General features: G+C 72.6%; 16 protein-coding genes, 1 tRNA gene and 1 other RNA gene. 12 read left to right on the top strand and 6 right to left on the bottom strand.

Annotated elements, in window-relative coordinates; translation table 11 throughout:
- Positions 1 to 91 precede the first annotated feature (91 nt).
- From ABD106_RS11760 to ABD106_RS11780, 5 genes are all read left to right on the top strand, one after another.
- Positions 92 to 1,717, top strand: coding sequence for a hypothetical protein (locus tag ABD106_RS11760; RefSeq protein WP_343920560.1), 1,626 nt, complete (start codon positions 92 to 94; stop codon positions 1,715 to 1,717).
- A gap of 108 nt (positions 1,718 to 1,825) precedes the next feature.
- The gene (locus tag ABD106_RS11765) at positions 1,826 to 3,043 is read left to right on the top strand and encodes an amidohydrolase (protein WP_343920562.1); all 1,218 of its coding nucleotides are present in this window, start codon (positions 1,826 to 1,828) and stop codon (positions 3,041 to 3,043) included.
- Positions 3,040 to 4,260 carry a multidrug effflux MFS transporter gene (locus ABD106_RS11770; RefSeq protein WP_343920564.1) on the top strand — a complete coding sequence of 407 codons (1,221 nt, stop codon included), beginning with the start codon at positions 3,040 to 3,042 and terminating at the stop codon, positions 4,258 to 4,260. Before ABD106_RS11765 ends, ABD106_RS11770 begins: the two co-directional genes overlap by 4 nt.
- Positions 4,261 to 4,324: 64 nt before the next feature.
- A complete protein-coding gene (locus ABD106_RS11775) occupies positions 4,325 to 6,172 on the top strand; it encodes a helicase HerA-like domain-containing protein (protein ID WP_343920566.1) in 1,848 nt (615 codons plus the stop codon).
- A gap of 17 nt (positions 6,173 to 6,189) precedes the next feature.
- The gene (locus ABD106_RS11780) at positions 6,190 to 7,815 is read left to right on the top strand and encodes a sensor histidine kinase (protein WP_343920568.1); all 1,626 of its coding nucleotides are present in this window, start codon (positions 6,190 to 6,192) and stop codon (positions 7,813 to 7,815) included.
- Here the strand turns inward: ABD106_RS11780 and ABD106_RS11785 are convergent.
- The 5 genes from ABD106_RS11785 to ABD106_RS11805 all read right to left on the bottom strand — a co-directional run bounded on the left by ABD106_RS11785 (position 7,780) and on the right by ABD106_RS11805 (position 15,010).
- A complete protein-coding gene (locus ABD106_RS11785) occupies positions 7,780 to 9,261 on the bottom strand; it encodes a glycosyltransferase family 2 protein (protein WP_343920570.1) in 1,482 nt (493 codons plus the stop codon). The two genes, ABD106_RS11780 and ABD106_RS11785, sit on opposite strands and share 36 nt — an antisense overlap.
- Entirely contained in the window at positions 9,258 to 10,226 is a 969-nt protein-coding gene (locus ABD106_RS11790) for a HEAT repeat domain-containing protein (protein WP_343920572.1), read from the bottom strand. The genes ABD106_RS11785 and ABD106_RS11790 overlap by 4 nt, the downstream gene beginning before the upstream one ends.
- Complete coding sequence (locus tag ABD106_RS11795) at positions 10,223 to 10,582, bottom strand: response regulator transcription factor (RefSeq protein ID WP_343920574.1); 360 nt, start codon at positions 10,580 to 10,582, stop codon at positions 10,223 to 10,225. The genes ABD106_RS11790 and ABD106_RS11795 overlap by 4 nt, the downstream gene beginning before the upstream one ends.
- Positions 10,583 to 10,894: 312 nt before the next feature.
- Positions 10,895 to 10,982, bottom strand: a tRNA-Ser gene (locus ABD106_RS11800).
- 92 nt (positions 10,983 to 11,074) lie between these two features.
- Positions 11,075 to 15,010, bottom strand: a complete 3,936-nt coding sequence (locus ABD106_RS11805) for a cell wall-binding repeat-containing protein (protein WP_343920576.1) — start codon at positions 15,008 to 15,010, stop codon at positions 11,075 to 11,077.
- 142 nt (positions 15,011 to 15,152) lie between these two features.
- On the opposite strand from ABD106_RS11805, the gene pta reads away from it, so the two are divergent.
- Together pta and ABD106_RS11815 are read left to right on the top strand one after the other, a co-directional pair.
- Positions 15,153 to 17,264 carry a phosphate acetyltransferase gene (gene pta, locus ABD106_RS11810; RefSeq protein WP_343920578.1) on the top strand — a complete coding sequence of 704 codons (2,112 nt, stop codon included), beginning with the start codon at positions 15,153 to 15,155 and terminating at the stop codon, positions 17,262 to 17,264.
- Positions 17,261 to 18,448, top strand: coding sequence for an acetate/propionate family kinase (locus tag ABD106_RS11815; RefSeq protein WP_343920580.1), 1,188 nt, complete (start codon positions 17,261 to 17,263; stop codon positions 18,446 to 18,448). Before pta ends, ABD106_RS11815 begins: the two co-directional genes overlap by 4 nt.
- 3 nt (positions 18,449 to 18,451) lie before the next feature.
- On the opposite strand, the gene ABD106_RS11820 is transcribed toward ABD106_RS11815, so the two are convergent.
- Positions 18,452 to 19,249 carry a cytochrome b5 domain-containing protein gene (locus tag ABD106_RS11820; protein WP_343920582.1) on the bottom strand — a complete coding sequence of 266 codons (798 nt, stop codon included), beginning with the start codon at positions 19,247 to 19,249 and terminating at the stop codon, positions 18,452 to 18,454.
- 58 nt (positions 19,250 to 19,307) lie between these two features.
- On the opposite strand from ABD106_RS11820, the gene ffs reads away from it, so the two are divergent.
- The 5 genes from ffs to ABD106_RS11845 all read left to right on the top strand — a co-directional run bounded on the left by ffs (position 19,308) and on the right by ABD106_RS11845 (position 24,898).
- An RNA gene (gene ffs / locus ABD106_RS11825) (signal recognition particle sRNA small type) lies at positions 19,308 to 19,404 on the top strand.
- 147 nt (positions 19,405 to 19,551) lie between these two features.
- Positions 19,552 to 21,879, top strand: coding sequence for a DNA polymerase III subunit gamma and tau (locus ABD106_RS11830; RefSeq protein ID WP_343920584.1), 2,328 nt, complete (start codon positions 19,552 to 19,554; stop codon positions 21,877 to 21,879).
- Positions 21,880 to 21,883: 4 nt separating this feature from the next.
- Positions 21,884 to 22,483 carry a recombination mediator RecR gene (recR, locus tag ABD106_RS11835; protein WP_343920586.1) on the top strand — a complete coding sequence of 200 codons (600 nt, stop codon included), beginning with the start codon at positions 21,884 to 21,886 and terminating at the stop codon, positions 22,481 to 22,483.
- Positions 22,484 to 22,550: 67 nt separating this feature from the next.
- A complete protein-coding gene (locus ABD106_RS11840; protein WP_343920588.1) occupies positions 22,551 to 23,825 on the top strand; it encodes an aspartate kinase in 1,275 nt (424 codons plus the stop codon).
- On the top strand, positions 23,822 to 24,898 hold the full coding sequence (locus ABD106_RS11845) for an aspartate-semialdehyde dehydrogenase (RefSeq protein ID WP_343920590.1): 1,077 nt from the start codon (positions 23,822 to 23,824) through the stop codon (positions 24,896 to 24,898). Before ABD106_RS11840 ends, ABD106_RS11845 begins: the two co-directional genes overlap by 4 nt.
- Positions 24,899 to 24,933 lie beyond the last annotated feature (35 nt).

The following is a 24,933-nucleotide window of genomic DNA, read 5'->3' on the forward strand; positions in this document are numbered from 1 at the left end:
GTGCGGCCGCGGTCGACGCGGAGCGCAGCGCCCTCGTCCGAGACGTCCTCGGCCATCGATGCCGCCCCGCGCCGCTCGGAAGGAATCCCGCATGCATCCCACCTCCGCCGCTGCTCGACAGCCTCGACCGGTCGCGCGACCACGTCGCGCGGCGCCCGTCGCCGCCGGGCTCGCGCTCACGCTCGGCGCGGCGCTGCTGGTGGGATGCTCGCCCGCTGCAGCGACCCCAGAGGAGCGGTCGACCACCGCGCTGCGCCCGGCATCCGACGAGCTCAGCGCGATCGTCGCCGGCCTCGCGCCCGAGGGCTGCGTCGACGCCTCGCTGCCCGTCACCGTCGAGGAGGAGCGCCTCACGGCCGTGCTGCCGGACGAGGCCGACCCATCGCAGCCCGCGGACCGCACGTTCGCGCGTGCGATGGTCGCGGGTGCCGGCTTCGACGGGTTCACCGCAGCCCTCGCCGACGAGCTCTGCGAGCAGGCGTCACTCGCCGAAGCGACCGCCGCCGTCGAGCGCCTCGGCACCGAGCTGTGGCAGGACGCCGTCGCCCGAGCGCAATCGACGCGCGACGCCGCGGAGCACGGCACCGGGGAGCTGCCGGCGAGCGACGACCGCCCGCTGTACTGGACGCGGCTCGAGGCCATGTCGGTGCTGCACCAGTGGCGCCCGGGCTTCGCGCTCGCGACCGAGGAGCGGGCGATGCTCGTCGACGCCTTCGACCGGGCGGCGCGCGGCATGCGCGACATCGACCTGCCCGCGGGCGACGAGGTGACGCGAGTGCTCGTGAGCGGGTTCGACCCGTTCACGCTCGACGGCGGCGCCACGGGCCGCGCGTCGGGCACCGTCGGCAACCACATCCGCCACGGCAACCCGTCCGGCGCGATCGCGCTGGCGATCGACGGCACGACGACGACGGCTCCCGACGGCACCGCGGTGCGCTACGAGGCCTACACGCTGCCGGTGAACTACCCGGAGTTCGAGCGCGGCTACCTCGAGGACGCCGTGGGGCCGCTCATGGAGGCGGGCGACGGCCGCGTGGACGCGTCCATCACGATCAGCCAGGCGGGCGGCTCGCGGTTCGCGCTCGAGCAGTGGAACGCCCGCTACCACGGCGATGTCGCCGGCAACGACGGCTTCGCGCCGTGCCCGCCTGCCGGGCTGACGGGCGCCCCGCAGCTCGCGACGGACAACCACGGCTGCAGCATCCAGGTGCCGGAGCGCTGGGGCGGCGGCGACACACTGACCGATCCGCCGCAGTGGACCGCGTCGACGCTCCCGATCGAGCAGATGATCGCGGCGCGCACGGGTTCGGACGTGCCCCGTCCGCCGGGCGACGACTGGCAGGACGCGTCGGTCGCGTTCGGCGTGCTCTGGAACACGAACTACACGTACTTCCCCGATTGCGAAGCCGATGGCCTCGAGGACGCCTTCCAGCGCGAGGATGCGTACCCGCCCGCCGTCGAGCCGACGCCCCCGCCCCAGGACTCCTGCTCCCGCAGCGGCGGAGGCGGCGCCTACCTCTCGAACGAGTCGGCCTACCGCAACGCGCTGCTGCGCGATCGAGCCGGGCTCGACATCCCGGCCGGGCACATCCACACCCCCGACATGCAGCGCTTCGACACCGAGTTCGCCGTGACGGATGCGACGTTCGAGGCGTGGCGCGACGCGATCGTCGCGCAGGCGCGCCAGCTCATCGCCGTGGTCGGGGCGCACAGCTGACCCTGCGGGCGCATGCCGGATCGCAGGGCGACGGTCGGCACGAGCACAGGTCGTTCGTCGGGCTAAGGATGTACCCTGACGGAGACATCTGACACGAAGAGGAACCGCATGCTGCTCGCCATCGTCAACGCCCACGTCGTGCCCGTCGAGGGCGAGGAGTTCGAGGGCACCATCGTCGTGCGCGACGGGAGGATCGCCGAGCTCGGCGCCGACGTCGCGGTCCCCGACGGCGCCGAGGTGCTCGACGTCGCGGGGGCGCAGGTGACGCCCGGCCTCGTCGACGCGCACGTGCACCTCGGCGTGCACCCCGAGGGCGACGGCCAGGCGGCGAACGACACGAACGAGATGACGAACCCCAACACCGCGGGGGTGCGCACGATCGACGCGATCGACCCCTTCGACGAGGGCTTCGACCTCGCCCTCGCGGGCGGCGTCACCACGGTGAACGTCAACCCCGGCTCCGGCAACCCGATCGGCGGCCAGGCGACGACCCTCCACACGCACGGCCGCATCGTCGACCACATGGTGCTGCGCGAGCCCGCCGGCCTCAAGAGCGCCCTGGGCGAGAACCCGAAGCGCGTCTACGGCGACAAGAAGGTGACGCCCTCGACGCGCATGGGCACGGCGAAGATCCTGCGCGACGCGTTCGTCGCGGCGCAGAACTACCAGCGCCGCCTCGCCGACCCCGAGAACGACCGCACGCACGACGTCGACCTCACGATGGAGGCGCTCGTGAAGGTGCTCCGGCGCGAGATCCCGTGGCGCCAGCACGCGCACCGCGCCGACGACATCGTCACGGCGCTGCGGCTCCAGGCCGAGTTCGGCTACGAGCTCATCATCGACCACGGCACCGAGGCGCACGTCGTCGCCGACCTCCTCGCCGAGCGCGGCGTGCCCGTGCTCATCGGCCCGCTGTTCACGACGAAGTCGAAGATGGAGCTGCGCAAGCGCTCGATCGCGAACCCCGGCAAGCTCGCGCAGGCCGGCGTCGAGATCTCGATCATCACCGACCACCCGGTGATCCCGATCTCGTTCCTCGTGCACCAGGCATCCTTCGCCGTCCGGGAGGGGCTCGACCGCGAGACGGCGCTGCGCGCGATCACGATCAACCCCGCGAGGGCGCTCGGCGTCGCGGCCGAGGTCGGCTCGCTCGAGGTCGGCAAGCGCGCCGACATCGTCGTGTGGGGCGGCGACTGGATGGACCCCATGGCGCGCCCGCGCACCGTGCTCATCGACGGCCAGGTCGTGTTCGAGCACGACGTCGCGACCGGCGAGGAGCGCGTCGCGTCGCGCGACGAGGTGCCGCTGCGGCTCTCCGCCGAGTGACGGCGCACCCCGGCGACGCGCTGAGCCCCAGCCGTCGGTTCACGACCCTGCTCGTGCTCGGCCTGCTGGCCGGGCTCGGGCCGTTCACGATCGACCTCTACCTGCCCGCGTTCCCGGCGGTCAAGGACGAGTTCGCGACGACGGATGCGGTCGTGCAGCTCACCCTGTCGGCCACCACGATCGGGTTCGCGCTCGGCCAGCTCGTCGTCGGGCCGCTCTCCGACCGCATCGGTCGCCGCAGGCCGCTGCTCATCGCCACGACGGTGCACGTGATCGCGAGCGTCGGCGTGGCGGTCGCGCCCGACATCGCCTCGCTCCTGCTCCTGCGCATCCTGCAGGGCTTCGGCGCCGCGGCCGGCACGGTCGTCGCGATGGCGATGGTGCGCGACCTCTTCAGCGGCTCGAGGCTCGTCACCGCGCTCTCCCGCCTCGCGCTCGTCATCGGCATCGCGCCGATCGCGGCGCCCGTGCTCGGATCCTGGCTGCTCGGCGTGCTCCACTGGCGCGGCCTGTTCTGGGTGCTCGCCGGCTACGCCGTGCTCGTGATCGTGCTGCAGCTGCTCTTCCTGCGAGAGACGCTGCCGCCGCACCTGCGCCACTCGCCCGGCCACTCGACGCTGCGGCAGCGCTACCGCTCGGTGCTGAGCGACCGCGTCTTCGTCGGCGTCGCCGTGATCGGCGCGAGCATCTTCGGCGGCATGTTCGCGTACCTCTCGACCGCTTCGCTCCTGCTGCAGGAGGTCTACGGCTTCACCCCGGGGGAGTTCGGGCTCATCTTCGCGATCTGCTCCGTCGCGGTGCTCGCCGGCACGCAGACGGCGGGCCGAGCCGCGAACCGGTGGGGCGCGCAGTGGGTGCTCGCCGTCTCGACCTCGCTCCTCATCGTGGGCGCCACGGGCATCATCGCGCTCGACCTCGCTGGCCTCGGCGTCGCGGGGCTCGTGCCGCCGCTCGCGCTGTTCGCCTTCGCGTTCGGCCTCTCGATGCCGTGCGTGCAGTCGCTCGCGCTCGCCAACCACGGCGAGGAGGCCGGCACCGCGGCCTCGCTGCTCGGCGCGCTCAACATGTCGATCGCAGGGCTCGTGAGCCCGATCGTCGGCCTCTTCCGCATCGAGAACGCCATCCCGATGGGCACGGTCATGCTGCTGTGCGGCGTGCTCGCGACCTGCTCGCTCTGGCTCGTCGTGCGCCCCAAGCACGTGCCGCCGATCGAGTGACGGATGCGCCAGGTGGGTCGAGCGCGCGTCATCGCTGCGCCCGGCCCCGACCTAGGATGGCGACATGACCGACGAGCTGGCGCAGGTGCAGGCGGAACTCGAGGCGGCCAGGCAGGCGCAGGCGGCTGCGGAGGCGCGACTCGCGCAGCTGCAGGCGAAGGACGCGCGAGCGAGGGCCGACCTCCCGCCCTCCCCGGCCGATGACGCGACGCCCGAGGGCGCGCCGCCCGTCGCCGAGTCGTACGACGAGGCCCCGATGGCCGACTCGGTGCCGGCCGACCCTGAGCAGCCGGCTGAGCCCGGCGAGTCGATCGAGCCTGCCGCGACCGACGGTCCGCTCGGCATCGACGAGGTCGACGCCGTGCGCGCCGGCTACGCCTTCGACGGGCCTGCGCTCGAGATGGGCGCGCTCGTGAACGGCGAAGCCGATCCCGACACGCCCGTGCGCATCCCGCTCGCGATGGTCAATCGCCACGGCCTCATCGCCGGCGCGACCGGCACCGGCAAGACGAAGACCCTGCAGGTGCTCGCCGAGCAGCTCTCCGCTGCGGGCGTCCCGGTCTTCGCCGCCGACATCAAGGGCGACCTGTCGGGCGTCGCGACGGCTGGGGAGTCGGACGACCGGCTGCTCGCGCGCACCGCCGGCATCGGCCAGGCGTGGGAGGGCCGGGCGTTCCCGGTCGAGTACTTCGCGCTCGGCGGCAAGGGGATCGGCGTGCCGGTGCGCGCCACCGTGCTCTCGTTCGGCCCGACGCTGCTCGCCAAGGTGCTCGGCCTGAACGACACCCAGGAGTCGAGCCTCGGCATCGTCTTCGCGTACGCCGACGAGCAGCGGCTGCCGCTCGTCGACCTCAAGGACCTGCGCGAGCTGCTGCTGTGGCTCACCGGCGAGGGCAAGGCCGAGCTCAAGCGGCTCGGCGGCATCTCGACGCAGACGGCCGGCGTCATCCTGCGCGAGATCACGGCGTTCGCGGAGCAGGGCGCCGACGTCTTCTTCGGCGAGCCCGAGATCGACACGCGCGAGCTCATGCGCACGACCCAGGACGGCCGCGGCGTCATCAGCCTGCTCGAGGTGCCCGAGGTCGCGAGCCAGCCCGCGCTGTTCTCGACGTTCCTCATGTGGCTCCTCGCCGATCTGTTCGAGGACCTGCCAGAGGTCGGGGACATCGACAAGCCGAAGCTCGTGTTCTTCTTCGACGAGGCCCACTTGCTCTTCAAGGACGCGTCGAAGGACTTCCTGACCGCCATCACCCAGACCGTGCGGCTCATCCGCTCGAAGGGCGTCGGCATCTTCTTCGTCACCCAGACGCCCAAGGATGTCCCGTCGGACGTGCTCGCCCAGCTCGGCTCGCGGGTGCAGCACCAGCTGCGCGCGCACACTCCCGACGACGCGACCGCGCTGCGGCAGACCGTGCGGACGTATCCGAGGAGCGGCTACGACCTCGAGCAGGTGCTGACGAGCCTCGGCATCGGTGAGGCGATCGTCACCGTCATGGACGAGCGCGGCGCGCCCACGCCCGTCGCCTGGACGCGGCTGCGCGCGCCCCAGGGCTCGATGGACCCGACGCCCGAGCCGGCGATGCGCCAGAGCGTCTCGTCGTCGCCGCTGCTCGCGACCTACGGCACGGCCGTCGACCGCGAATCCGCCTACGAGCTGCTGCAGGCGAGGCTCGCGGTCGCCGAGCGCGCCGAGCAGGACGAGGCGGCCCGCAAGGCGGCAGAGCAGGAGGCCGCACGGCTCGAGCAGGAGGCCGCGCGGCTCGAGAAGGAGGCCGCGCGCGACCGCCCGAGCGGGCGGTCGAGCCGCGAGCGCTCGGGCGGCAGCGTCGTGACCGACTTCATCGGATCGCGCACGGGCCAGTCGATCATCCGCGAGATCGTGCGCGGCGTCTTCGGCAACCGGCGCCGGTGACCGTCACCGAGAGCTCCGTGGCGCAGGAGCGACCGCGCCGCGCCCTGACCGAGACCCTCGGTGGCCAGCTCCTCTCGCTCGGGGTGCTCGCGCTCGTGCTCCTCGTGCTGACGATCGTCGCCCCGGCGGTCTGGGACGGCCCGTGGCTGTGGGCGAGCGTCGTGGTCGTCGCGGCGGCGACCGGGCTGGCGCTGCTCGGGCAGGGCCCGCTCTACGAGGCGAACTGGCTGCCGGTGCTCGTGCCGGCGATGGACCTCCTCGTCATCATGCTCATCCTCGGCGAGACGGACGTGCCGCGCATCGTCGCCATGCTCGCGGTCGTGCCGGCGTTCTGGCTCGGCTTCGTCGGGCGCCGGCGGGGCGTCGTCATCGCGGCGGTCGGCGGCACCGCCGCGGGCGTCCAGATGGCGCTGAAGATCGCCGATACGACGGGGACGACCATGGCCGCGAACGCGGTCGGTGCGGTGCTCGTGCCGCTCGCGCTCATCGCTGCCGCGTTCTTCGCCGACACCTACACCGGCAGGTTCGACCGTCAGCAGGTCATCCTCCTGGAGCGCGAGCGCGAGAAGACGGCGCTCGCCCAACAGCTCGCCGCCGACGGGGCGCTGCTCGACGCGATCTTCGAGACCGCCCGCATCGGGCTCATGCTCCTCGACCCGTCCGGCGCCATCGTGCGGGTCAACCCGACCCTCAGCGAGCATCCGGCGCTCGCTGGCGCGCGCATCCGCGACGCGCTCGGGGGCGCGACCTACCTCGACCTCGAGTCGCGCCAGCCGATGCCGAACGAGGAGACGCCGTTCGCGCGAGCCGCGCGCGGCGAGTCCTTCGACAACCTCGCGTTCTGGATCGCGCGACCGGGTCACGACATGTTCGCGGTCACCGTCTCGTCGCGACCGCTCATGGTCGCCGGCGAGTTCCGCGGCTCGATCACGTCGATCGACGACGTGACGACGTACATGCGGATGCTCGACGACCGCGACGACTTCGTCGCCCTCATCTCCCACGAGCTGCGCACCCCGCTCACGTCGATCTCCGGCTACCTCGAGCTCGCGCTCGACGAGGAGATGCCCGCCGAGGTGCACGGCTGGCTCAACGTCGTGCGCCGCAACAGCGACCGGCTGCGCACGCTCGTCGAGGACCTGCTCATCGTCGGCGAGATGAGCCGCGGCGAGCTGCACCTGCAGCCCGCCGAGGTCGACCTGCGGGACGTCGCGCGGGATGCCGTCGCGACCCTCGCGCATCGCGCCGTCCGTCGTGGCGTCGAGCTGCGGCTCGTCGACGGTCCCGCCGCGCCCATCGTCGCCGACGCGCGTCGCATGAGCCAGGTGCTCGAGAACCTCATCTCCAACGGCATCAAGTACACGAGCGACGCCGGCTTCGTCGAGGTGCGGGTCGACGTCGACGGTGAGGATGCGCGGCTGCAGGTCGCCGACGACGGGCCGGGCGTGGCGGCCGAGGAGTCGGCGCGCGTCTTCGAGCGCTTCTACCGGTCGTCGGCGGCGCGCGCATCCGGCGTGCAGGGCGCGGGGCTGGGCCTCTGGATCTGCCGCATGATCGTGCAGGCGCACGGCGGCTCCATCGCCTTCGACAGCGTCGTCGGCGAGGGGTCAGTCGCGACCGTCCGCGTGCCGCTCGCTCCCTGACACCACCGGCTCGTCGGCTGCGCCCACGAAGCCCGTGCGGGTCATCTCGCCCCACACCTGCTGCGTGTTCGTGAGCCCCGCCCACCAGCCCTGCATGCGCCAGATCGCCGTCAGCTGGCGGTAGCCGAGGCTCTCGGCGACGACTGCCCAGAGGGTCGCGGCCATGTCGCGCCAGCGCTCGTAGCGGTGGAAGCTCGCCTCCTCCACGACGACGGCCGCGAGCGTGACGATCGTGCCGTAGCCGTAGGCGACGAGCGTCAGCAGCAGGGCCATCGCGGGGTCGACGGCACCGACGAGCAGCCCGACCACGACGAGGACGATGCCGACGAGCTCGATGAGCGGCGCGAAGAGCTCGAACAGCCAGTAGTAGGGGAGCGCGAGCATGCCGACTCGGCCGTAGCGCGGGTTGAGGAGCATGGAGCGGTACTTCCACAGCACCTCCCACAGCCCGCGGTGCCAGCGTCGGCGCTGCCGCGCGAGCACCTTGAGCGTCGAGGGCGCCTCCGTCCAGCTGACCGGTTCCGCGACGAACTCGACGCGCGCGTCGCGGTGACCGCTGCGGATCCACCGCTGGATGCGCATGACGAGCTCGAAGTCCTCGCCGATCGAGTCGGGGTCGAGCCCGCCGACGTCGATGAGCACGTCACGGCGGAACATGCCGAACGCCCCGGAGATGAGGATGAGCGCGTTCAGGTCCGACCATGCCGTGCGGCCCAGCAGGAACGCACGCAGGTACTCGACGACCTGGATGCGGGTGATGAGCTCCTTCGGCATCCGGATGTCGACGATGCGGCCGCCCTGCACGCGGCTGTTGTTCACGATGCGGACCACGCCGCCGGTCGCCACGACGCGCTCCGGGTCGTCGGCGAACGGCTTCGAGACCGAGAGCAGCGCGTCCGGCTCGAGGATCGAGTCGGCATCCACCATCACCACGAGCTCCTTGCTCGCGAGGTCGAGGCCGAGGTTCACCGAGTCGGAGCGGCCGGAGTTCTCCTTGTCGACCACGAGCAGCGGCACGGCCGGGTCGGGCGACCGCCAGACGCCGCGCAGCGCACCGCGAGCAGGGATGCGGCCGGGGAGGTCGCGTAGGTCCGGCACGAGGCCGAACGACGCCTTCAGCTTGTCCATCGTGTCGTCCGAGCTGCCGTCGTTGACGACGATCACCTCGTGATCCGGGTAGCGCAGGTCGAGCACCGACCGCACGCTCGTCAGGATGACGGCAGCCTCGTTGTACGCCGGCACGATGACGCTGACGCCCAGGCTCAGCGGCGACGCCGCCATCGCGTCCTCGCCGCGGTGCTCGCTGCGGCTCAGGTAGCGCGCGAAGTGCCGGGCGGCGAGCAGCACGAGGAGCAGCATCGACGTGTTCGCGAGCACGAAGTAGACGGCAGCGGGCCACGCGACCGCGGTGAAGATCGCCTCGATGACGTCGTGCAGCCAGGTCATGCGAGCGTCTCCGCGCGAGGGATGCCGGCAGCGCGCCGCACGCCGCGCTCCGCGGCCTCCGCGATGTGCGCGAGCGCGTCTGCCGTCCAGCTGCCCGGCATGGCGACGAGCACGCGCGCCGCGGCCTCGCCGACCGTCCCGCCGTCGAGCGCTGCGGCGCGCAGCGCCGGCACGGCGTCGCGCACGGGCATCCGCTCGAGCGAGCGCATCGCCGCGAGCCGCACCGACTCGTGCTCGTCGTCGACGAGCCGCACGAGCGCCTCCCCAGAGCCGGGCGTCTGGAGCAGGCCGGCGACGCGCGCGGCGCCTCGGCGCACGCCGGGGTCGTCGTCGTCGAGCGCATGCCGCACGCGGTCGCCGACCGCCCCGCCCTGCTGCAGCAGCGACGACGCCGCCACCGACGTGGGGATGCCGCTGTCCTGCGCGAGCGCCGCGATGACGCGATCCGTCGAGGCTGCGTCGTCGAACGCGCCGAGGGCACGGATCGCGACCGTCCGCACCTCGGGGGACGGGTCGTCGGCGAGCTCGAGCAGCAGCTCGAGCGCGCCGGCAGGCTGGAGCAGCCCGAGCGCCTCCGCCGCATCGGCGCGGGCGACGGCGTCGCGGTGCCGTGCGGACCGCAGCACGATCGGCACGAGGCCGCTCGCGTCCGCGACCGCGCGCAGTCGATCCGCGGCCTCGCCGGTGATGCCGCGCAGCATCAGGAAGGCACTGCGGCCGACGTGCGTGCGCTCGTCCCGGCTGAGCGTGCGCACGTCGGCGAGCAGCCCGTCGATCTCGTCGTCATCCGCCACGGTCGCCTCGAGCACGAGCGGGCGGAGGCGGCGGTCCAGCTCCTGGCGGCGGCGCGCGCGGCGGTGCCGCACCGCTCGCTGCGCGACGAGCGCGATGAGCATGCCCACCACGGCGGCTACCGCGACGAGCAGCATCACCTGCAGCAGCGCGGGCGTCAGCGTCGGAATCATCCCAGCGCTGCGGTCACACGAGCCAGCAGCGCCCTGGGGCTGAACGGCTTGGTCACGTAGTGATCGGCACCGGCCGCGAATCCCGCCTCGATGTCCTTCTCCTGGCCGCGTGCGGTCAGCAGGATCACCGGTGTCCGGTCCCCGCGCGCGCGCATGGCGCGCAGCACGTCGATGCCCGACATGCCGGGCATCATGACGTCGAGCACGATGACCGACCAGCCGCCCTCGGCCGCGGCCTCGAGCGCCTGCGAGCCGTCGGCGCGGGTCTCGACGTCGAGCCCCGCTGCCGTGAGCTTGATCGCGACGAGATCGCGGATGTCGCGGTCGTCGTCGACGACGAGGATGCGACCGCTCACGGACGCGCTCCGGCGCACCCGTCGAGCGGCCGAGGACTGCTTGGGCGCATGGGGAGCTCCAACGTGACGAGTCAGCGGACCGGTGCCCTAACGCTACACCGGGCCGCATGGACGTCCCCCGGCTCGCCGAACGGCGTGCTGCTCGAAGCGGACCCGCGCTCGACACGCGGCCCGCGATCTCGGGGCCGGCTGCCGAACCGGGGTCCGCGGAGCGGGGAGGGGCCGCGCGTGGGCACGCGCGCTGCACGAGCAGAGCCCCCGGCCGATGGCCGAGGGCTCTCGCTTCGTGACTCGTCTCGCGGCTCATCACATTGGCGGAGGATGGGGGATTCGAACCCCCGAGGGCTTGCACCCAACACGCTTTCCAAGCGTGCGCCATAGGCCACTAGGCGAATCCTCCTGGCCGGCCTCGAAAGGCCAACCCTGCGATCCTACCGGGTGACGGAAGGGGGCGGGGACGCTGCGTCCCCGCCCCCTCACGTCAGTGCTGCACTACGGGCAGATCGCGTACGCCGCGACCTCAGCCGACAGCGTCTGCTCGTCACCGAGCAGGTACACCGGGGGCTGGCCGAGACGCAGGCTCTCCGTGACCACCGACGAGTCCATGCACGTCGCGCGGGTCAGGTAGAGCGGTGCACCCTGCGCCGCCGCGAGCGCCGAAGCGGCCATGGCGTCCGGGAACTTCAGGCCGCTGGCGATGTACATCGCCGGCACCGGAGCACCGAACATGGCCCGGTTGACGAGCACCGCGGTGTCGAACCGGTCCGAGCCGCCGAAGCGCGTCACGTTGACGCCGGCGTTGTCGAGCTGGAGCTCGATGCCGTTCGACATCGACGCCTGGTCGCCCATCAGGTACGCGTTCTGCGCACCGAGCCGGTCGAGCTCGGCCACGGTCGCCGCATCCAGGCCGGCAGCCGTGCCGTCGACGAGGATCACCGGAGCACCGATCGAGCCGGCAGCAGAGCCGGCCGTCAGGGCGTCAGGGAACGCGCGACCGGTCGCCATGAAGGCCGACTCGGATGCGTCGAAGGCGTAGGCGGCGATGAGACGGCTGGTCTCGTACCGGTCTGCACCCGCGACTCGGTCGACGGTCGTGGCGAGGGGCTCGAGCGCGTCCTCGACCGCAGCCGTCAGCGTGGGCTCTCCACCCACGATGACGATGCGCTCGGGGGCGAGCCGCTCGATCTCCTCCATGACCACGTCGTTCAGCGCTGCGCGCGACGTGAGGAGCAGCGGGCCGCCCTCGTGCGCCGCAGCAGGAGCTGCCGCAAGGCCGTCGGGGAAGTTCTCGCCGCTGGCCACGTAGACGACGTCAGCGCCGTCCGGGTAGCCCTGCTGCGACACGTCGACCGCGGTCTCGTAGCGGTCGTCGCCTGCGAGTCGCTCGGGCACCGGCATCGTGGCGTCGCCGGTCGTCACGTGCACGATGGTGCGCACGTCCGTGCCGCCGTAGCCCACGACGCCGAGGTACTCGGCGTTCGTGTCGAGGCCGTTCCACTTCGCCGTGTACGTGAAGGGCTCAGCGATGCTGCCCGTCACCGACGTCGGCTCCGTGCGGAAGTTGCCCTCCTGCTGGCCCTCGCTGACACCGACGTGGTCGAGGGTGAAGGTCGAGGGAGCCCCGGCCTCACCGGTCGAGTACACGTCGACGAACGCGACGTAGTTCGCGGCCTGCGGTGCCTCGAGCAGCAGCTGCTCGTCAGCGGCACCGGTGCCGGCGACCCACTCCTCGACGAGCTGGTTCTGCGCGTTGAGTCGGTACACGAACAGATCGAGATCGGCCGTGTCGTCCGCTGCGTCGAGCGAGAAGTAGTGCACGAGCTCGCCAGCCGGGATCGTGAACTGGAACGCGAAGGACTCGCCGGCGTCTCCGCCGTCGGCGCCCAGCTCGGAGAACGGCGCGAGGCCGTTCGCCTCGAGCGCGATCTCGCCGTCGAGGCCCGAGATGCCCGTGATGGGCGTCTCGCCGACCGTGCCCATGCCCTCGACCCACTCCGGAGCCGCGACGGCGACCGGCTGCACCGCGATGGGTGACCGGACGTCGTGCTCGGTGCTGGACCAGGTGAGGAAGCCCGTCGACCACTCGCCGAGGGCAGCGCCCGCGGTGGTGAAGGTCACCGTGTAGTCGGCCGTCTGGCCGGCCTCGGTGAACGTCATCGTGAAGGGGGAGACCTCGACGTCGACGCCCTCGACGCCCTCGACCGTCGGCGTGTACACGCCGGGCTCGAGTGCGGTGACCGTGCGCGTGACCGTCTGGGTGCCGGCGAGCGAGCCGATGCCGATCGACGCGATGTTCACGTCGCTGGCATCGATCGCGCTGCCCTCGCCCCAGCCGTCGGGAACCGGGTGGCCGAGGCCACGCAGGTAGCCGAGCCAGTCGGGCATGCCGTTCTGGTAGATGAGGCCCGCGTCGAGCATCGACTGCGTGTTGACGAAGCCTGCACCCTGCGCCCACGGGTCCGTCGAGACGGATCCGTCGAGGTTGAAGGTGTCGGTCGCCGTCGTCATGAGCGCGGACTTGATCTCCGCCGGCGACGCCATCGGGCGCTCGCCGAGGTAGATCGCGGCGAGACCCGCGACGTGCGGCGCGGCCATCGACGTGCCCGAGAGCAGCGCGTAGGTCGGGTCTCCGCCCTCGGGGTTGGCGCTCGCGGCGATGACGCCGACGCCGGGAGCCGCGATGTCGGGCTTGAGGATGTCGCTGCCCTCAGCCTGCACCGGACCGCGCGACGAGAAGCCGGCCACGACCGGCGCGATCGTCTCCTCGCCCGAGGTGTTGCCCTGCTCGAACGTCACCGTCGCGCCCGGCGTGCGGGCAGCGGCGAGTGCGGCGGGGTAGTGCTCGGCGTCGATGTGGATCGTCGGGATCACGTGGTCGTCGAGGTCGATCGAGTTCGGCGTCGGGTTGCCGAGCACCATGCCGATGCCGCCAGCTGCCTGGACGACTTCCGACTTCTCGGCGCGCGCGTTGCTGCCGCGGTCGCAGAGCACGATGGTCTCCACGACGGGAGCGAGCGAGCCGGGGAGGCACAGCGCTGCGTCAGCCGCGGTCCGTCCGGCTGCCGGGATGTCGCCTGCGTAGACGAACGGGCCCGAGATGACCTCGGCGCCCTCGCCGAGCGGCACCGTGACCGAGCCGCCGGGGAGGCGGTCGCCGTTGTCGAGCAGGACCGTCGCCTCGTAGTTCGGCACGCTCGCCGCGGCCACCGTGGTGTACCAGGGCGCTGCGTGGTCGAGCGTCGATGCGCCAGGGCCGGAGTTGCCCGCCGATGCGGAGACGAAGACGCCGGCCGAGGCGGCGCCGAGGAACGCGATGTCCTCCGCCGTCCAGACCGTCGTCGCTGCGCCGCCACCGATCGAGTAGTTGATCACGTCGACGCCGTCGATCGTGGCCTGGTTGATGGCGTTGACGAGGTCGCTCGAGGAGCAGCCGTCGTCCGTCGTCACCGAGGGGTCGGGTCCGGTCCAGCACACCTTGTATGCGGCGATGCGCGCCTCGGGCGCGACGCCCGACATGGTGCCGAGGTCGGCGCCGGCTGCGGAGGTGACGGGCACCTCGGCGTTGCCTGCTGCGGTGGACGCGGTGTGCGAGCCGTGGCCGTCGCCGTCGCGCGGCGAGAGGTACTCGCCGACGTCGGTGCCGCCGATGCGGGCCGCGGTGAAGCCGTCGACGTAGTAGCGGGCACCGACGATCTTGGTGCTGCAGTCGGCCGCGGTGAACTGGACGCCCTCTTCGCAGACACCGGTGAAGGTGTTGCCGTCGCCCTTCGTGTAGACGATCTCGCCGCCCGCGAGGTACGGCTCCGCGCCGGGGGTCGTGCCGAGCGGGTCGCCCGCGAAGAGCGGGTTCTCGGGCGCGATGCCCGTGTCGAGCACGCCGACGACGACGCCCTGGCCTGCCTCGTCGACGCCGCCGACCTGCGCCCAGAGGCCCTCGAGGTCGAGGAACTCGTTCGCGGGGCTCGCCTGGATCTGCCGGATCTCGTCCGGGAAGACGTGCGCGACGCGCGAGTCGCGCGTCAGCTCGATCGCCTGCTCCGCCGTGAGGTCGGCGATGAAGCCGTTCAGCGCGACGGTCAGGCTCGACTCGATCTCTGCGCCGATCTCGGCTGCGACCTCGGACTGCTGCGTCTCGAGGTGCGCGGCGTACGCGTTCGCTGCGGCGGAGTTGACATCGATGTCGTTCGTCCCCACAGGCGCGGTGCGCGCGAGGTTCGGCAGGTGGCCGCGGTAGGTGGCCATCGGGTCCTCGTCGAGGACGACGATGTAGCGGCCGTTGTCGAAGCCGCTCGTATCGATCGATGGTGGTACTGGCGCGGCGCTCGCCGCGGCTGCACCAAGCACCGACGCCCCCGCGCTGAGCGCGAGGGCGGTGGTGAGTGCGATGCCGCTGCGAAGGCGCACACGCTTCGTGATGGGTGTGCTCACAGGGTGATCCTTCGTTCAGGACGAAGCCCCCAATGGTTGGGGGCGGATGCGTCTGAATCTATGGCGGCGCTGTGGCCGATGGAACGGGGTACGGGAAGCGTTACCGTTTCGTGACCTAACGACTCGGCGCTAGCCTGGGCGCGTGCCGACCCGCATCGTGATCGCGTCCCCCGAAGGCCATGCAGGCAAGTCGATCGTCGCCCTCGGGCTCGTCGAGGCGCTCAGCCGCCGCGTCGGCAAGGTGGGCGTCTTCCGGCCCATCGCGAGGTCGTCGCAGGAGCGCGACCGAGTGCTCGAGCTGCTGCTCGCGCACCCGGCGGTCGACCTGCCGTACGACGAGGCGATCGGCACGACGTACGCCGCAGTCCACGACGACGCCGAGGCGGCGCTGTCGACGATCGTCGATCGGTATCACCGCATCGACGAGCGCTTCGACGCGATCGTCATCGTCGGCTCCGACTACACCGACGTCGGGAGCCCGACCGAGCTCGGGTTCAACGCGCGGGTCGCCGCGAACCTCGGCGCCTCGGTGCTGCTCGTGCTGGGCGGTCGCGACCCCGAGACCGACGTGCCGCGCACCGCCGACGAGCTGCGGCAGCTCGCCGAGGTCACGACCGCCGAGCTCGCCGCGGCGCACGCATCCATCGCCGGCGTGATCGTGAATCGCGCCGACCCCGGCGCGATCGACGGCATCCCTGCCGCGATCGCGGGAGCGGTGCCCGCCGACGTGCCGGTCTGGTCGATCCCCGAGGATGCGCTGCTGAGCGCGCCGAGCGTCGGGACGCTCTTCCGCGCGACCGAGGCCGAGCTCGTGCAGGGCGACCCCGAGCTGCTGCAGCGCGAGTCGCTCGGCACCGTCGTCGCAGGCATGTCGATGGAGCACGTGCTCGAGCGGCTCATCGAGGGCGGCATCCTCGTGATGCCCGGCGACCGCTCCGACGTGGTGGTGGGCACGCTGCTCTCGCAGCAGTCCGACACGTTCCCATCGATCGCCGGCATCGTGCTGAACGGCGGCTTCGAGCTGCACCCCGCTGTGCAGCGGCTGCTCGACGGGCTCGCCCTCGACCTGCCGATCGGCCGCAGCCCGCACGGCACCTACGAGACCGCGCGGCGCATCGCCACCACCCGCGGCTCGCTCATCGACGGCACGCAGCGCAAGCGCGACGCCGCGCTCGCGCTCTTCGACGAGCACGTCGACTCGGACGCCCTGCTCGAGCGCCTCGAGGTCGCCACGAGCGACGTCGTGACGCCGCTCATCTTCGAGCACAGCCTCATCGAGCGTGCGCGCTCGGACGTGCGGCACATCGTGCTGCCCGAGGGCGACGACGACCGCATCCTCCAGGCCGCTTCCACGGTGCTCGCGCGCGGGATCGCGGAGCTCACGATCCTCGGCGACGAGGCCGCGATCCGCCAGCGCGCGGCGGCGCTCGGCCTCGACATCGCCGACGCGCGGATCGTCGCGACCGACGACGCCGAGCTCCGACCGCGGTACGCGGCCGAGTACCAGCGCCTCCGAGCCCACAAGGGCGTCACGATCGAGCAGGCCATGGAGCGGCTGCTCGACGTCTCGTACTTCGGCACGCTCATGGTGCACCTCGGCGATGCCGATGGCATGGTCTCTGGCGCCGCCCACACGACGGCGCACACCATCAAGCCGTCGTTCGAGACGATCAAGACCAAGCCGGGCGTCTCGGTCGTGTCGAGCGTGTTCCTCATGGCGCTCGCCGACCGCGTGCTCGTCTACGGCGACTGCGCCGTCATCCCCGAGCCGACCGTCGAGGAGCTCGCCGACATCGCCATCTCGTCGGCGCAGACGGCGCGCGACTTCGGCATCGAGCCGCGCGTCGCGATGCTCTCGTACTCGACCGGCGAGTCGGGCACCGGGGCCGAGGTCGACCGCGTGCGGGCGGCGACCGCGCTCGTGCGCGAGCGCGCCCCGGAGCTGCTCGTCGAGGGCCCGCTGCAGTACGACGCCGCGGCGGATGCGACGGTCGCGCAGAAGAAGATGCCGGACTCCCAGGTCGCGGGGCGGGCGACGGTGTTCGTCTTCCCCGACCTCAACACGGGCAACAACACCTACAAGGCGGTGCAGCGCTCCGCGGGTGCGCTCGCGATCGGGCCCGTGCTCCAGGGCCTGAACAAGCCCGTCAACGACCTCTCCCGCGGAGCGCTCGTGAGCGACATCGTCAACACGGTCGCGATCACGGCGATCCAGGCGCAGGCTCAGGCCGCGCACCCGGGGGCACTCGCGTGACCCGCTCGGTCTTCGTCATCAACGCCGGCTCCTCGAGCCTCAAGTACCAGCTCGTCGACGTCGACTCGGGGCGCGCCCTCGCGGGCGGCCTGATCGAGCGGATCGGTGAGACGACGGGGGAGGCGAAGCACGAGGCGCCCGGCATCGAGACGGTCGTCGAGCGCCGCATGATCTCCGACCACGAGCACGCCTTCGGGTGGCTGCTGCAGCAGTTCGACCGGCACGGGCCGTCGCTCGACGGCGCGCAGCTGCTCGGCGTCGGCCATCGGGTCGTGCAGGGCGGCGCGCGCTTCGACCGGGCGGTGCGCATCGACGAGGACGTGCAGCAGCAGATCGAGGACCTCGCGCCGCTCGCCCCGCTCCACAACCCCGCGAACCTCCAGGGCATCCGCTCGGCCCGCGCCACCTTCCCCGGCTACCCGCACGTCGCGGTGTTCGACACGGCGTTCCACCTGACGATCCCGCCCGCGGCGCACCGCTACGCGATCGACGCTCGCGTCGCCGCCGAGCACCGCATCCGCAAGTACGGCTTCCACGGCACGAGCCACCAGTTCGTCTCCCGCCGCCTCGCGGAGCTGCTGGGCCGGCCGCTCGACGAGGTCAACTCGATCGTGCTGCACCTCGGCAACGGCGCCTCGGCCACCGCGGTGCGCGGCGGCCGCAGCATCGAGACGTCGATGGGCATGACGCCGCTCGCGGGGCTCGTCATGGGCTCGCGCTCCGGCGACATCGACCCCGGCGTCATCTTCCACCTGCACCGCATGGCAGGCCTCTCGGTCGACGAGATCGACACGCTGCTCAACAAGCGCTCGGGGCTGCTGGGCCTCACCGGCACCGGCGACATGCGCGACGTGCTGCAAGCCGCGGATGCCGGGATCGAGCGGGCCGTGGAGGCGCTCGAGATCGTCGGGCACCGGTTGCGCGGCACGGTCGGCGCCTACCTCGCGCACCTCGGCCGCACCGACGCGATCGCGTTCACGGCCGGCATCGGCGAGAACGCTGCGCGCGTGCGCGAGGTGGCGCTCGCGGGCCTCGAGGGGCTCGGCATCGTGCTCGATCCCGAGCGCAACGCCGGTCGCGGGGAGCGACGCATCTCGGCCGACGGCTCGGCCATCGAGGTCTGGGTGGTGCCGACGAACGAGGAGCTCGAGATCGCTCGTCAGGTCGCCGACCTCGTCGGCTGAGGGCTACTCGGCGAGCGCGCCGATCGCGAACTCGCTCAGCTGCTCGGTCGGGTCGGCCTGCCCGGCGTGCTGCCCGCCGAACTCGTCGGACGCATCCGTGCCGCAGATGCCGAGGATGCGCTCGGGGCCGCCCGGGTGCTCCGTGATCCAGTCGGTGAGGTCGTAGACCGTGCCCTCGATGGCGGCCCAGCACGAGGCGGAGTCGTCGTGCTCGGCGACGTCGGCGATCGAGATCTCCGAGCTGCCCTGCTCGTCGTCGTCATCGTCGCCCGGCTCCGACTGCGACTGCGACTGCGTCGGTGCCGCGGTGGCGCCGCCGTCGCCGACGAGCCCGCCCCACACCGAGGTCGCGCCCGAGTGGCCGGTCAGCACCGCCACGATGAGCGCGATGACCGCCACGGTCGCGAGCACCACGCCCGCGAGGAGGCCGACGACGCCCGTCGCGCGGCGCTGCGTGCGGCGCCTCCGCTGCCACAGCCACCACGCGAGCGTGCTCGCGAACAGCACCCACGCGATCGCGACGAGCCAGTTGCCGAGCTCCTCGTGCTGGCCGGGGTCGCCCACCCGCTCGGCGAGCGCCTCGCCCGAGAGCTTCGCCACGAGCGAGCCGACCGCGGCGATGCCGAGCACCGCGACGGCGGGCCATGCGAGGGCGGTGCGCCAGCGGGGCACGAGCAGCAGCAGCAGCACAGCGAGCGCGCCGAGCGGCAGCAGCACGACGGGCACGTGCACGGCGAGGGGATGCAGCGGGAGACCGAAGGCCGCATCGAACGGGCTGCCGGATGCGGCGATCGTGAGCATGCGCCAACGCTAGTGCCGGCGCGGGGCGCATCGCGCCTCTCGCATTCGGTACGATGGCTGTGGCTCCCCGCGTGGCGCCATCCAGGCCAAATCCCCCAGGTCGGAGACGAAGCAAGGGCAACCGGGCTCTGGCGGGTGCGCGGGGAGTCCTTCATGTCCGGCCTGCGGATGGTCGCCATGGGCTTGCGCCGCGACGCGATGCGTCGCGGGTGCGCGGGGAGTCCTTCATGTCCGGTGCCGGGACGGCCACGGCATGTGGGCACGCGTCGGCGCACGTCAGCGGCGGGAAGTAGCCTGGGCGCATGGTCGCTGCCCTCTACCGCCGGTATCGGCCGGAGTCGTTCACCGAGCTCATCGGGCAGTCGCACGTCACCGATCCGCTCCGCACCGCGCTGCGCGCCGACCGGGTCAACCATGCCTACCTGTTCTCGGGGCCGCGCGGCTGCGGCAAGACGACGAGCGCGCGCATCCTCGCCCGCTGCCTCAACTGCGCCCAGGGTCCGACGCCCGACCCGTGCGGCGTGTGCGACTCGTGCGTCGAGCTCGGTCGCGACGGCGGCGGCTCGCTCGACGTCGTCGAGATCGACGCGGCGAGCCACGGTGGCGTCGACGACGCCCGCGACTTGCGCGAGCGCGCGACCTTCGCGCCGAGCCGCGACCGCTACAAGGTCTTCATCATCGACGAGGCGCACATGGTGACCTCCGGCGGCTTCAACGCGCTGCTGAAGATCGTCGAGGAGCCGCCGGAGCACATCAAGTTCATCTTCGCGACGACCGAGCCCGAGAAGGTCATCGGCACGATCCGCTCGCGCACCCACCACTACCCGTTCCGCCTCATCGCGCCCGCACCCATGCTCGAGTACGTGCAGCAGCTGTGCGCCCAGGAGGGCGTCGAGGTCGAGCCGGGTGTGCTGCCGCTCGTCGTGCGCGCCGGCGGCGGCTCCGCGCGCGACACGCTGAGCCTGCTCGACCAGCTCATCGCCGGCTCCGAGGCGCAGGTCACCTACGGGCACGCCGTCGCGCTGCTGGGCTTCACGCACGGCGAGCTGCTCGACGAGATCATCGTGTCGCTGTCCGCGGCGGATGCGCCGGGGCTCTTCTCGTCGATCGACCGCGTCGTGCAGTCGGGCCAGGACCCGCGCCGCTTCGTCGAGGACCTGCTCGAGCGCCTGCGCGACCTCATCGTCGCGCATGCCGCGAGCGACCCGGCGGCGATCCTCCACGGCGTGCCCGAGGACGAGCTCGCCACCCTCGTCGAGCAGGCGGCCGGGTTCGGCAGCGCCGAGCTCTCCCGTGCCGCCGACATCGTCGCGAAGGCGCTCACCGACATGGCGGGTGCGACGAGCCCTCGCCTGCACCTCGAGCTCATGGCCGCTCGGCTGCTCGTGCCCGAGACCGGCGACCCCGAGGTCGGCACGCTCGCGCGCGTCGAGCGGCTCGAGCAGCGGCTCGACGGCGGTGCGCCCGCGGCGGCGGCCCCGGCGGCAGCGGCTCCCGCATCGGCGGCTCCGGCTCCCGCATCAGCGCCCGCTCCCGCCGCGGCCGATCGCGCAGCGGCTGCGCCGGCTCCCGCGACCTCCGCGCCGGCCCCGGCCGCCGCATCCGCGACGCCCGCCGCTCGCGCCCGCGTCGATCCGGACCCCGTCGACCGGAACGGACCCGGTGCACCGGGTCCGGCTCGGTCGAGCGGGTCCGCGGAGCCCCGACCGGCCGCCGTCGCCCCGATGCCGCCCGTCGCGCCGTCCGAGCCCGTCGCGTTCGCGCAGCTGCGCGACTCGTGGGACGAGGTGCTGCAGCAGCTCGCCGAGCACCATCGCACCGCGTGGATGGTCGCGGCCACGATCACGCCGAAGGAGCTGCGTCCCGGCGACGTGCTCGTGCTGGGCTTCCAGTCGGACGCCGACGTGCAGCGCTTCCGCGAGTCGCAGCCCGGCAAGCCGAGCATCGCCGACCTGCTGCGCACGGCCATCAAGTCGCTGCTCGGCATCGAGGTGAAGTACGTCGCGAAGGCGGAGCCGTCCGCTCGCGGCGCTCGCGAGCAGGCGCCGGCGGCCGCCGCGCCGGCACCGTCGGACCCGCCCGCCCAGTCGACCTCGTCGACGCAGGCCGCCCCGCCCGCCCAGGCGTCCGCGCCCCCGCAGGCCCGCGCGACGACGCCGACGACGAGCGAGCGTGCGCCGGAGCGGAGAGCCGCGGCGGCGAAGACCGCGCCCGCCTCCGGCGCGACCGCTGTGCCTGGCTCCACGAGCGCGTCGCCGACGGCCGCACCGAAGGCCGACCCCAAGGCCGCCGCCGCGCCCGTCACGGGCTGGGCCGTCGCCGTCATCCCCACCGACGACGAGGCGCCGCCCGAGGACCTGCCCGAGCAGCCGCTGCCCGACCAGCCCGAGCCCGACCCGTTCTCGTTCGTCTCGGCGCCGGATGCGCCCGAGGGCGTGCCGCTCGCGCCCGAGCCGTCTGCGCAGCCGGCTGTCCCGTCGCCGACGCGCGTCGCCGCGGCGCGCGAGCCGGTCGCGCCCGAGCCGCCGCTGTCGGCGTCGCAGGCCGCCCGGTACGGCGAATCCGTCGTGCGGGAGGAGCTCGGAGCCGAGCTGATCGAGGAGCGCCCGCGGGTGCGAGGGGAGCGCTGAGCGCGTGTACGACGGCATCGTCCAGGACCTGATCGACGAGCTGGGCAGGCTGCCCGGCGTCGGTCCGAAGTCGGCGCAGCGCATCGCCTTCCACATCATCCAGACCGAGAGCTTCGACGTCGACCGGCTGGCGACGATCCTGCAGACGGTGCGCGAGCGCGTCCGCTTCTGCGTGGTCTGCGGCAACATCGGCGAGCAGGAGCGGTGCGCGATCTGCCGCGACCCGCGCCGCGTGCCGACCGCCATCTGCGTCGTCGAGGAGGCGAAGGACGTCGTCGCGATCGAGCGCACGCGCGAGTACCGCGGGCTCTACCACGTGCTCGGCGGAGCGCTGAACCCCATGCAGGGCGTCGGCCCCGACCAGCTGCGCGTCGCGCAGCTCATGACCCGGCTGCAGGACCCGACGGTTGAGGAGGTCATCATCGCCACCGATCCCAACGTCGAGGGCGAGGCCACCGCGACCTACCTCATCCGCTCGCTGCTGCCGCTCGGCGTGCGCGTCTCAAGGCTCGCGAGCGGGCTGCCCGTGGGCGGCGACCTCGAGTTCGCCGACGAGATGACCCTCGGCCGGGCCTTCGAGGGGCGCAGGACCGTCGAGCGGTAGGCCCAGCGGCGGGGACGGGCACGTGCCTGAGCCTAGGATTGAGAGTTCCAGGACTCCAAGGAGCGGCGTGAGCCTCATCGTGCAGAAGTTCGGCGGGTCGAGCGTGGCCGACGCCGAGAGCATCAAGCGCGTCGCCAAGCGCATCGTCGAGACGCGCAAGCGCGGCGACGACGTCGTCGTGGTCGTCTCGGCCATGGGCGACACGACCGACGAGCTGCTCGACCTCGCGCACCAGGTCGTCCCTGGACTGCCCGCCGTCGGCCGCGAGCTCGACATGCTGCTCACTGCCGGCGAGCGCATCTCGATGGCGCTGCTCGCGATGGCGATCAAGTCGCAGGGTGCCGACGCGGTGTCGTTCACGGGCAGCCAGGCCGGCATGCTCACCGACGACAAGCACGGCGCGGCCCGCATCGTCTCGGTCACGCCGGGCCGCGTGCGGCAGGCGCTCGACCACGGCCAGATCGCGATCGTGCAGGGCTTCGCCGGGTTCAACAAGGTGACCGGCGACATCACGACCCTCGGCCGCGGCGGTTCCGACACCTCCGCCGTCGCGCTCGCCGCCGCGCTCGAGGCCGACGTGTGCGAGATCTACACCGACGTGGACGGCGTCTTCTCCGCCGATCCGCGCGTCGTTCCCAAGGCTCGCCGCATCGCCCGGATCACGAGCGAGGAGATGCTCGAGCTCGCCGCCGCCGGGGCGAAGGTGCTGCACAACCGCAGCGTCGAGTACGCCCGCAGGCACGGCGTGACCCTCCACGTCCGCTCGTCGTTCACGAACGACGACGGCACCATCGTCTACGACCCAGAGAGAGCGGGCTCCACCATGGAAGAGCCGATGATCGTCGGCGTCGCGCACGACCTGTCGGAGGCCAAGGTCACCGTCGTCGGCGTGCCCGACGTGCCGGGCACCGCGGCGCGCATCTTCACCATCGTCGCCGAGGCGGGCGCGAACGTCGACATGATCGTGCAGAACGTGTCGGAGGCGGCGACGGGCCGCACCGACATCTCGTTCACGCTGCCGAAGCAGGAGGCGGGCGGCGTGCTGCAGGCGCTCGAGTCGCAGCGCGCCGCGGTCGGGTTCGAGTCGCTCCAGCACGACGACCAGATCGGCAAGCTCGCCCTCGTCGGCGCCGGTATGCGCACGAACGCGGGCGTCTCGGCGCGACTGTTCCGGGCGCTGTCGGATGCGGGCATCAACATCGAGATGATCTCGACCTCCGAGATCCGCATCTCGGTCGTCACGCGCGCCGACCAGCTCATCGACGCGGTGCAGGTCGTGCACTCCGCGTTCGAGCTTGACGGCGACCAGGAGGCCGTCGTGCACGGCGGGACCGGCCGATGATCCGCCGGCTGACGGAGGAGCCCGGAGCGGCTCGCGCCCTGCGCCTCGGGGTCGTCGGCGCGACCGGCCAGGTCGGCGGCGTCGTGCTGCGGCTGCTCGCCGACCGCGGACTGCCGATCGACGAGCTGCGACTGTTCGCATCCGCGCGCTCCGCCGGGTCGACGATCGAGTTCCAGGGCCGCGAGATCGTGGTCGAGGATGCCGACGCGGCAGACCCGAACGGCCTCGACGTCGCCATCTTCTCGGCGGGCGGCGCCACCTCGCGCCGGCTCGCACCCCGCTTCGCCGACGCCGGCGTCATCGTCATCGACAACTCGTCCGCCTGGCGGATGGACCCCGACGTGCCGCTCGTCGTCTCCGAGGTCAACCCGCACGCGATCGCCGGCGCCGTCAAGGGCATCATCGCGAACCCCAACTGCACGACCATGGCTGCCATGCCGGTGCTGAAGCCGCTCGACCTCGAGGCCGGTCTCGAGCGCCTCGTCGTCTCCACCTACCAGGCGGTCTCGGGCTCGGGCCTCGCGGGCGTCGAGGAGCTGCGCAACCAGCTCGCGGCCGCCGCCGACCAGCAGCCGGAGCGGCTCGCGCTCGACGGCGCGGCCGTCGACCTCGGCACGCCGGGCGTCTACACCGCGCCCATCGCGCACAACGTGCTCCCGCTCGCCGGCTCGATCGTCGACGACGGCTCGGCCGAGACCGACGAGGAGCAGAAGCTGCGCAACGAGTCGCGCAAGATCCTCGAGCGCCCCGAGCTGCGCGTCGCCGGCACGTGCGTGCGCGTGCCGGTGTTCACGGGGCACTCGCTCGCGATCCACGCGGAGTTCGAGCGCGACCTCTCGCCCGAGCAGGCCCGCGAGCTGCTCGCGAGCGCGCCGGGCGTCGAGCTCGTCGACGTGCCCACCCCGCTCCAGGCCGCAGGCAGCGACGCGTCGCTCGTGGGACGCATCCGCGCAGACCAGTCGGCCGAGCCGGGCAGGGGCCTCGTGCTGTTCGTCTCGAACGACAACCTGCGCAAGGGCGCGGCGCTCAACGCCGTGCAGCTTGCCGAGCTCGTCGCGCAGCGGCTCGGCTGACGACGCACAGGACGCAGACAGCAGAGGGCGGGACC

It is taken from the genome of Agrococcus citreus, from assembly GCF_039527715.1.
Lineage (GTDB): Bacteria > Actinomycetota > Actinomycetes > Actinomycetales > Microbacteriaceae > Agrococcus > Agrococcus citreus.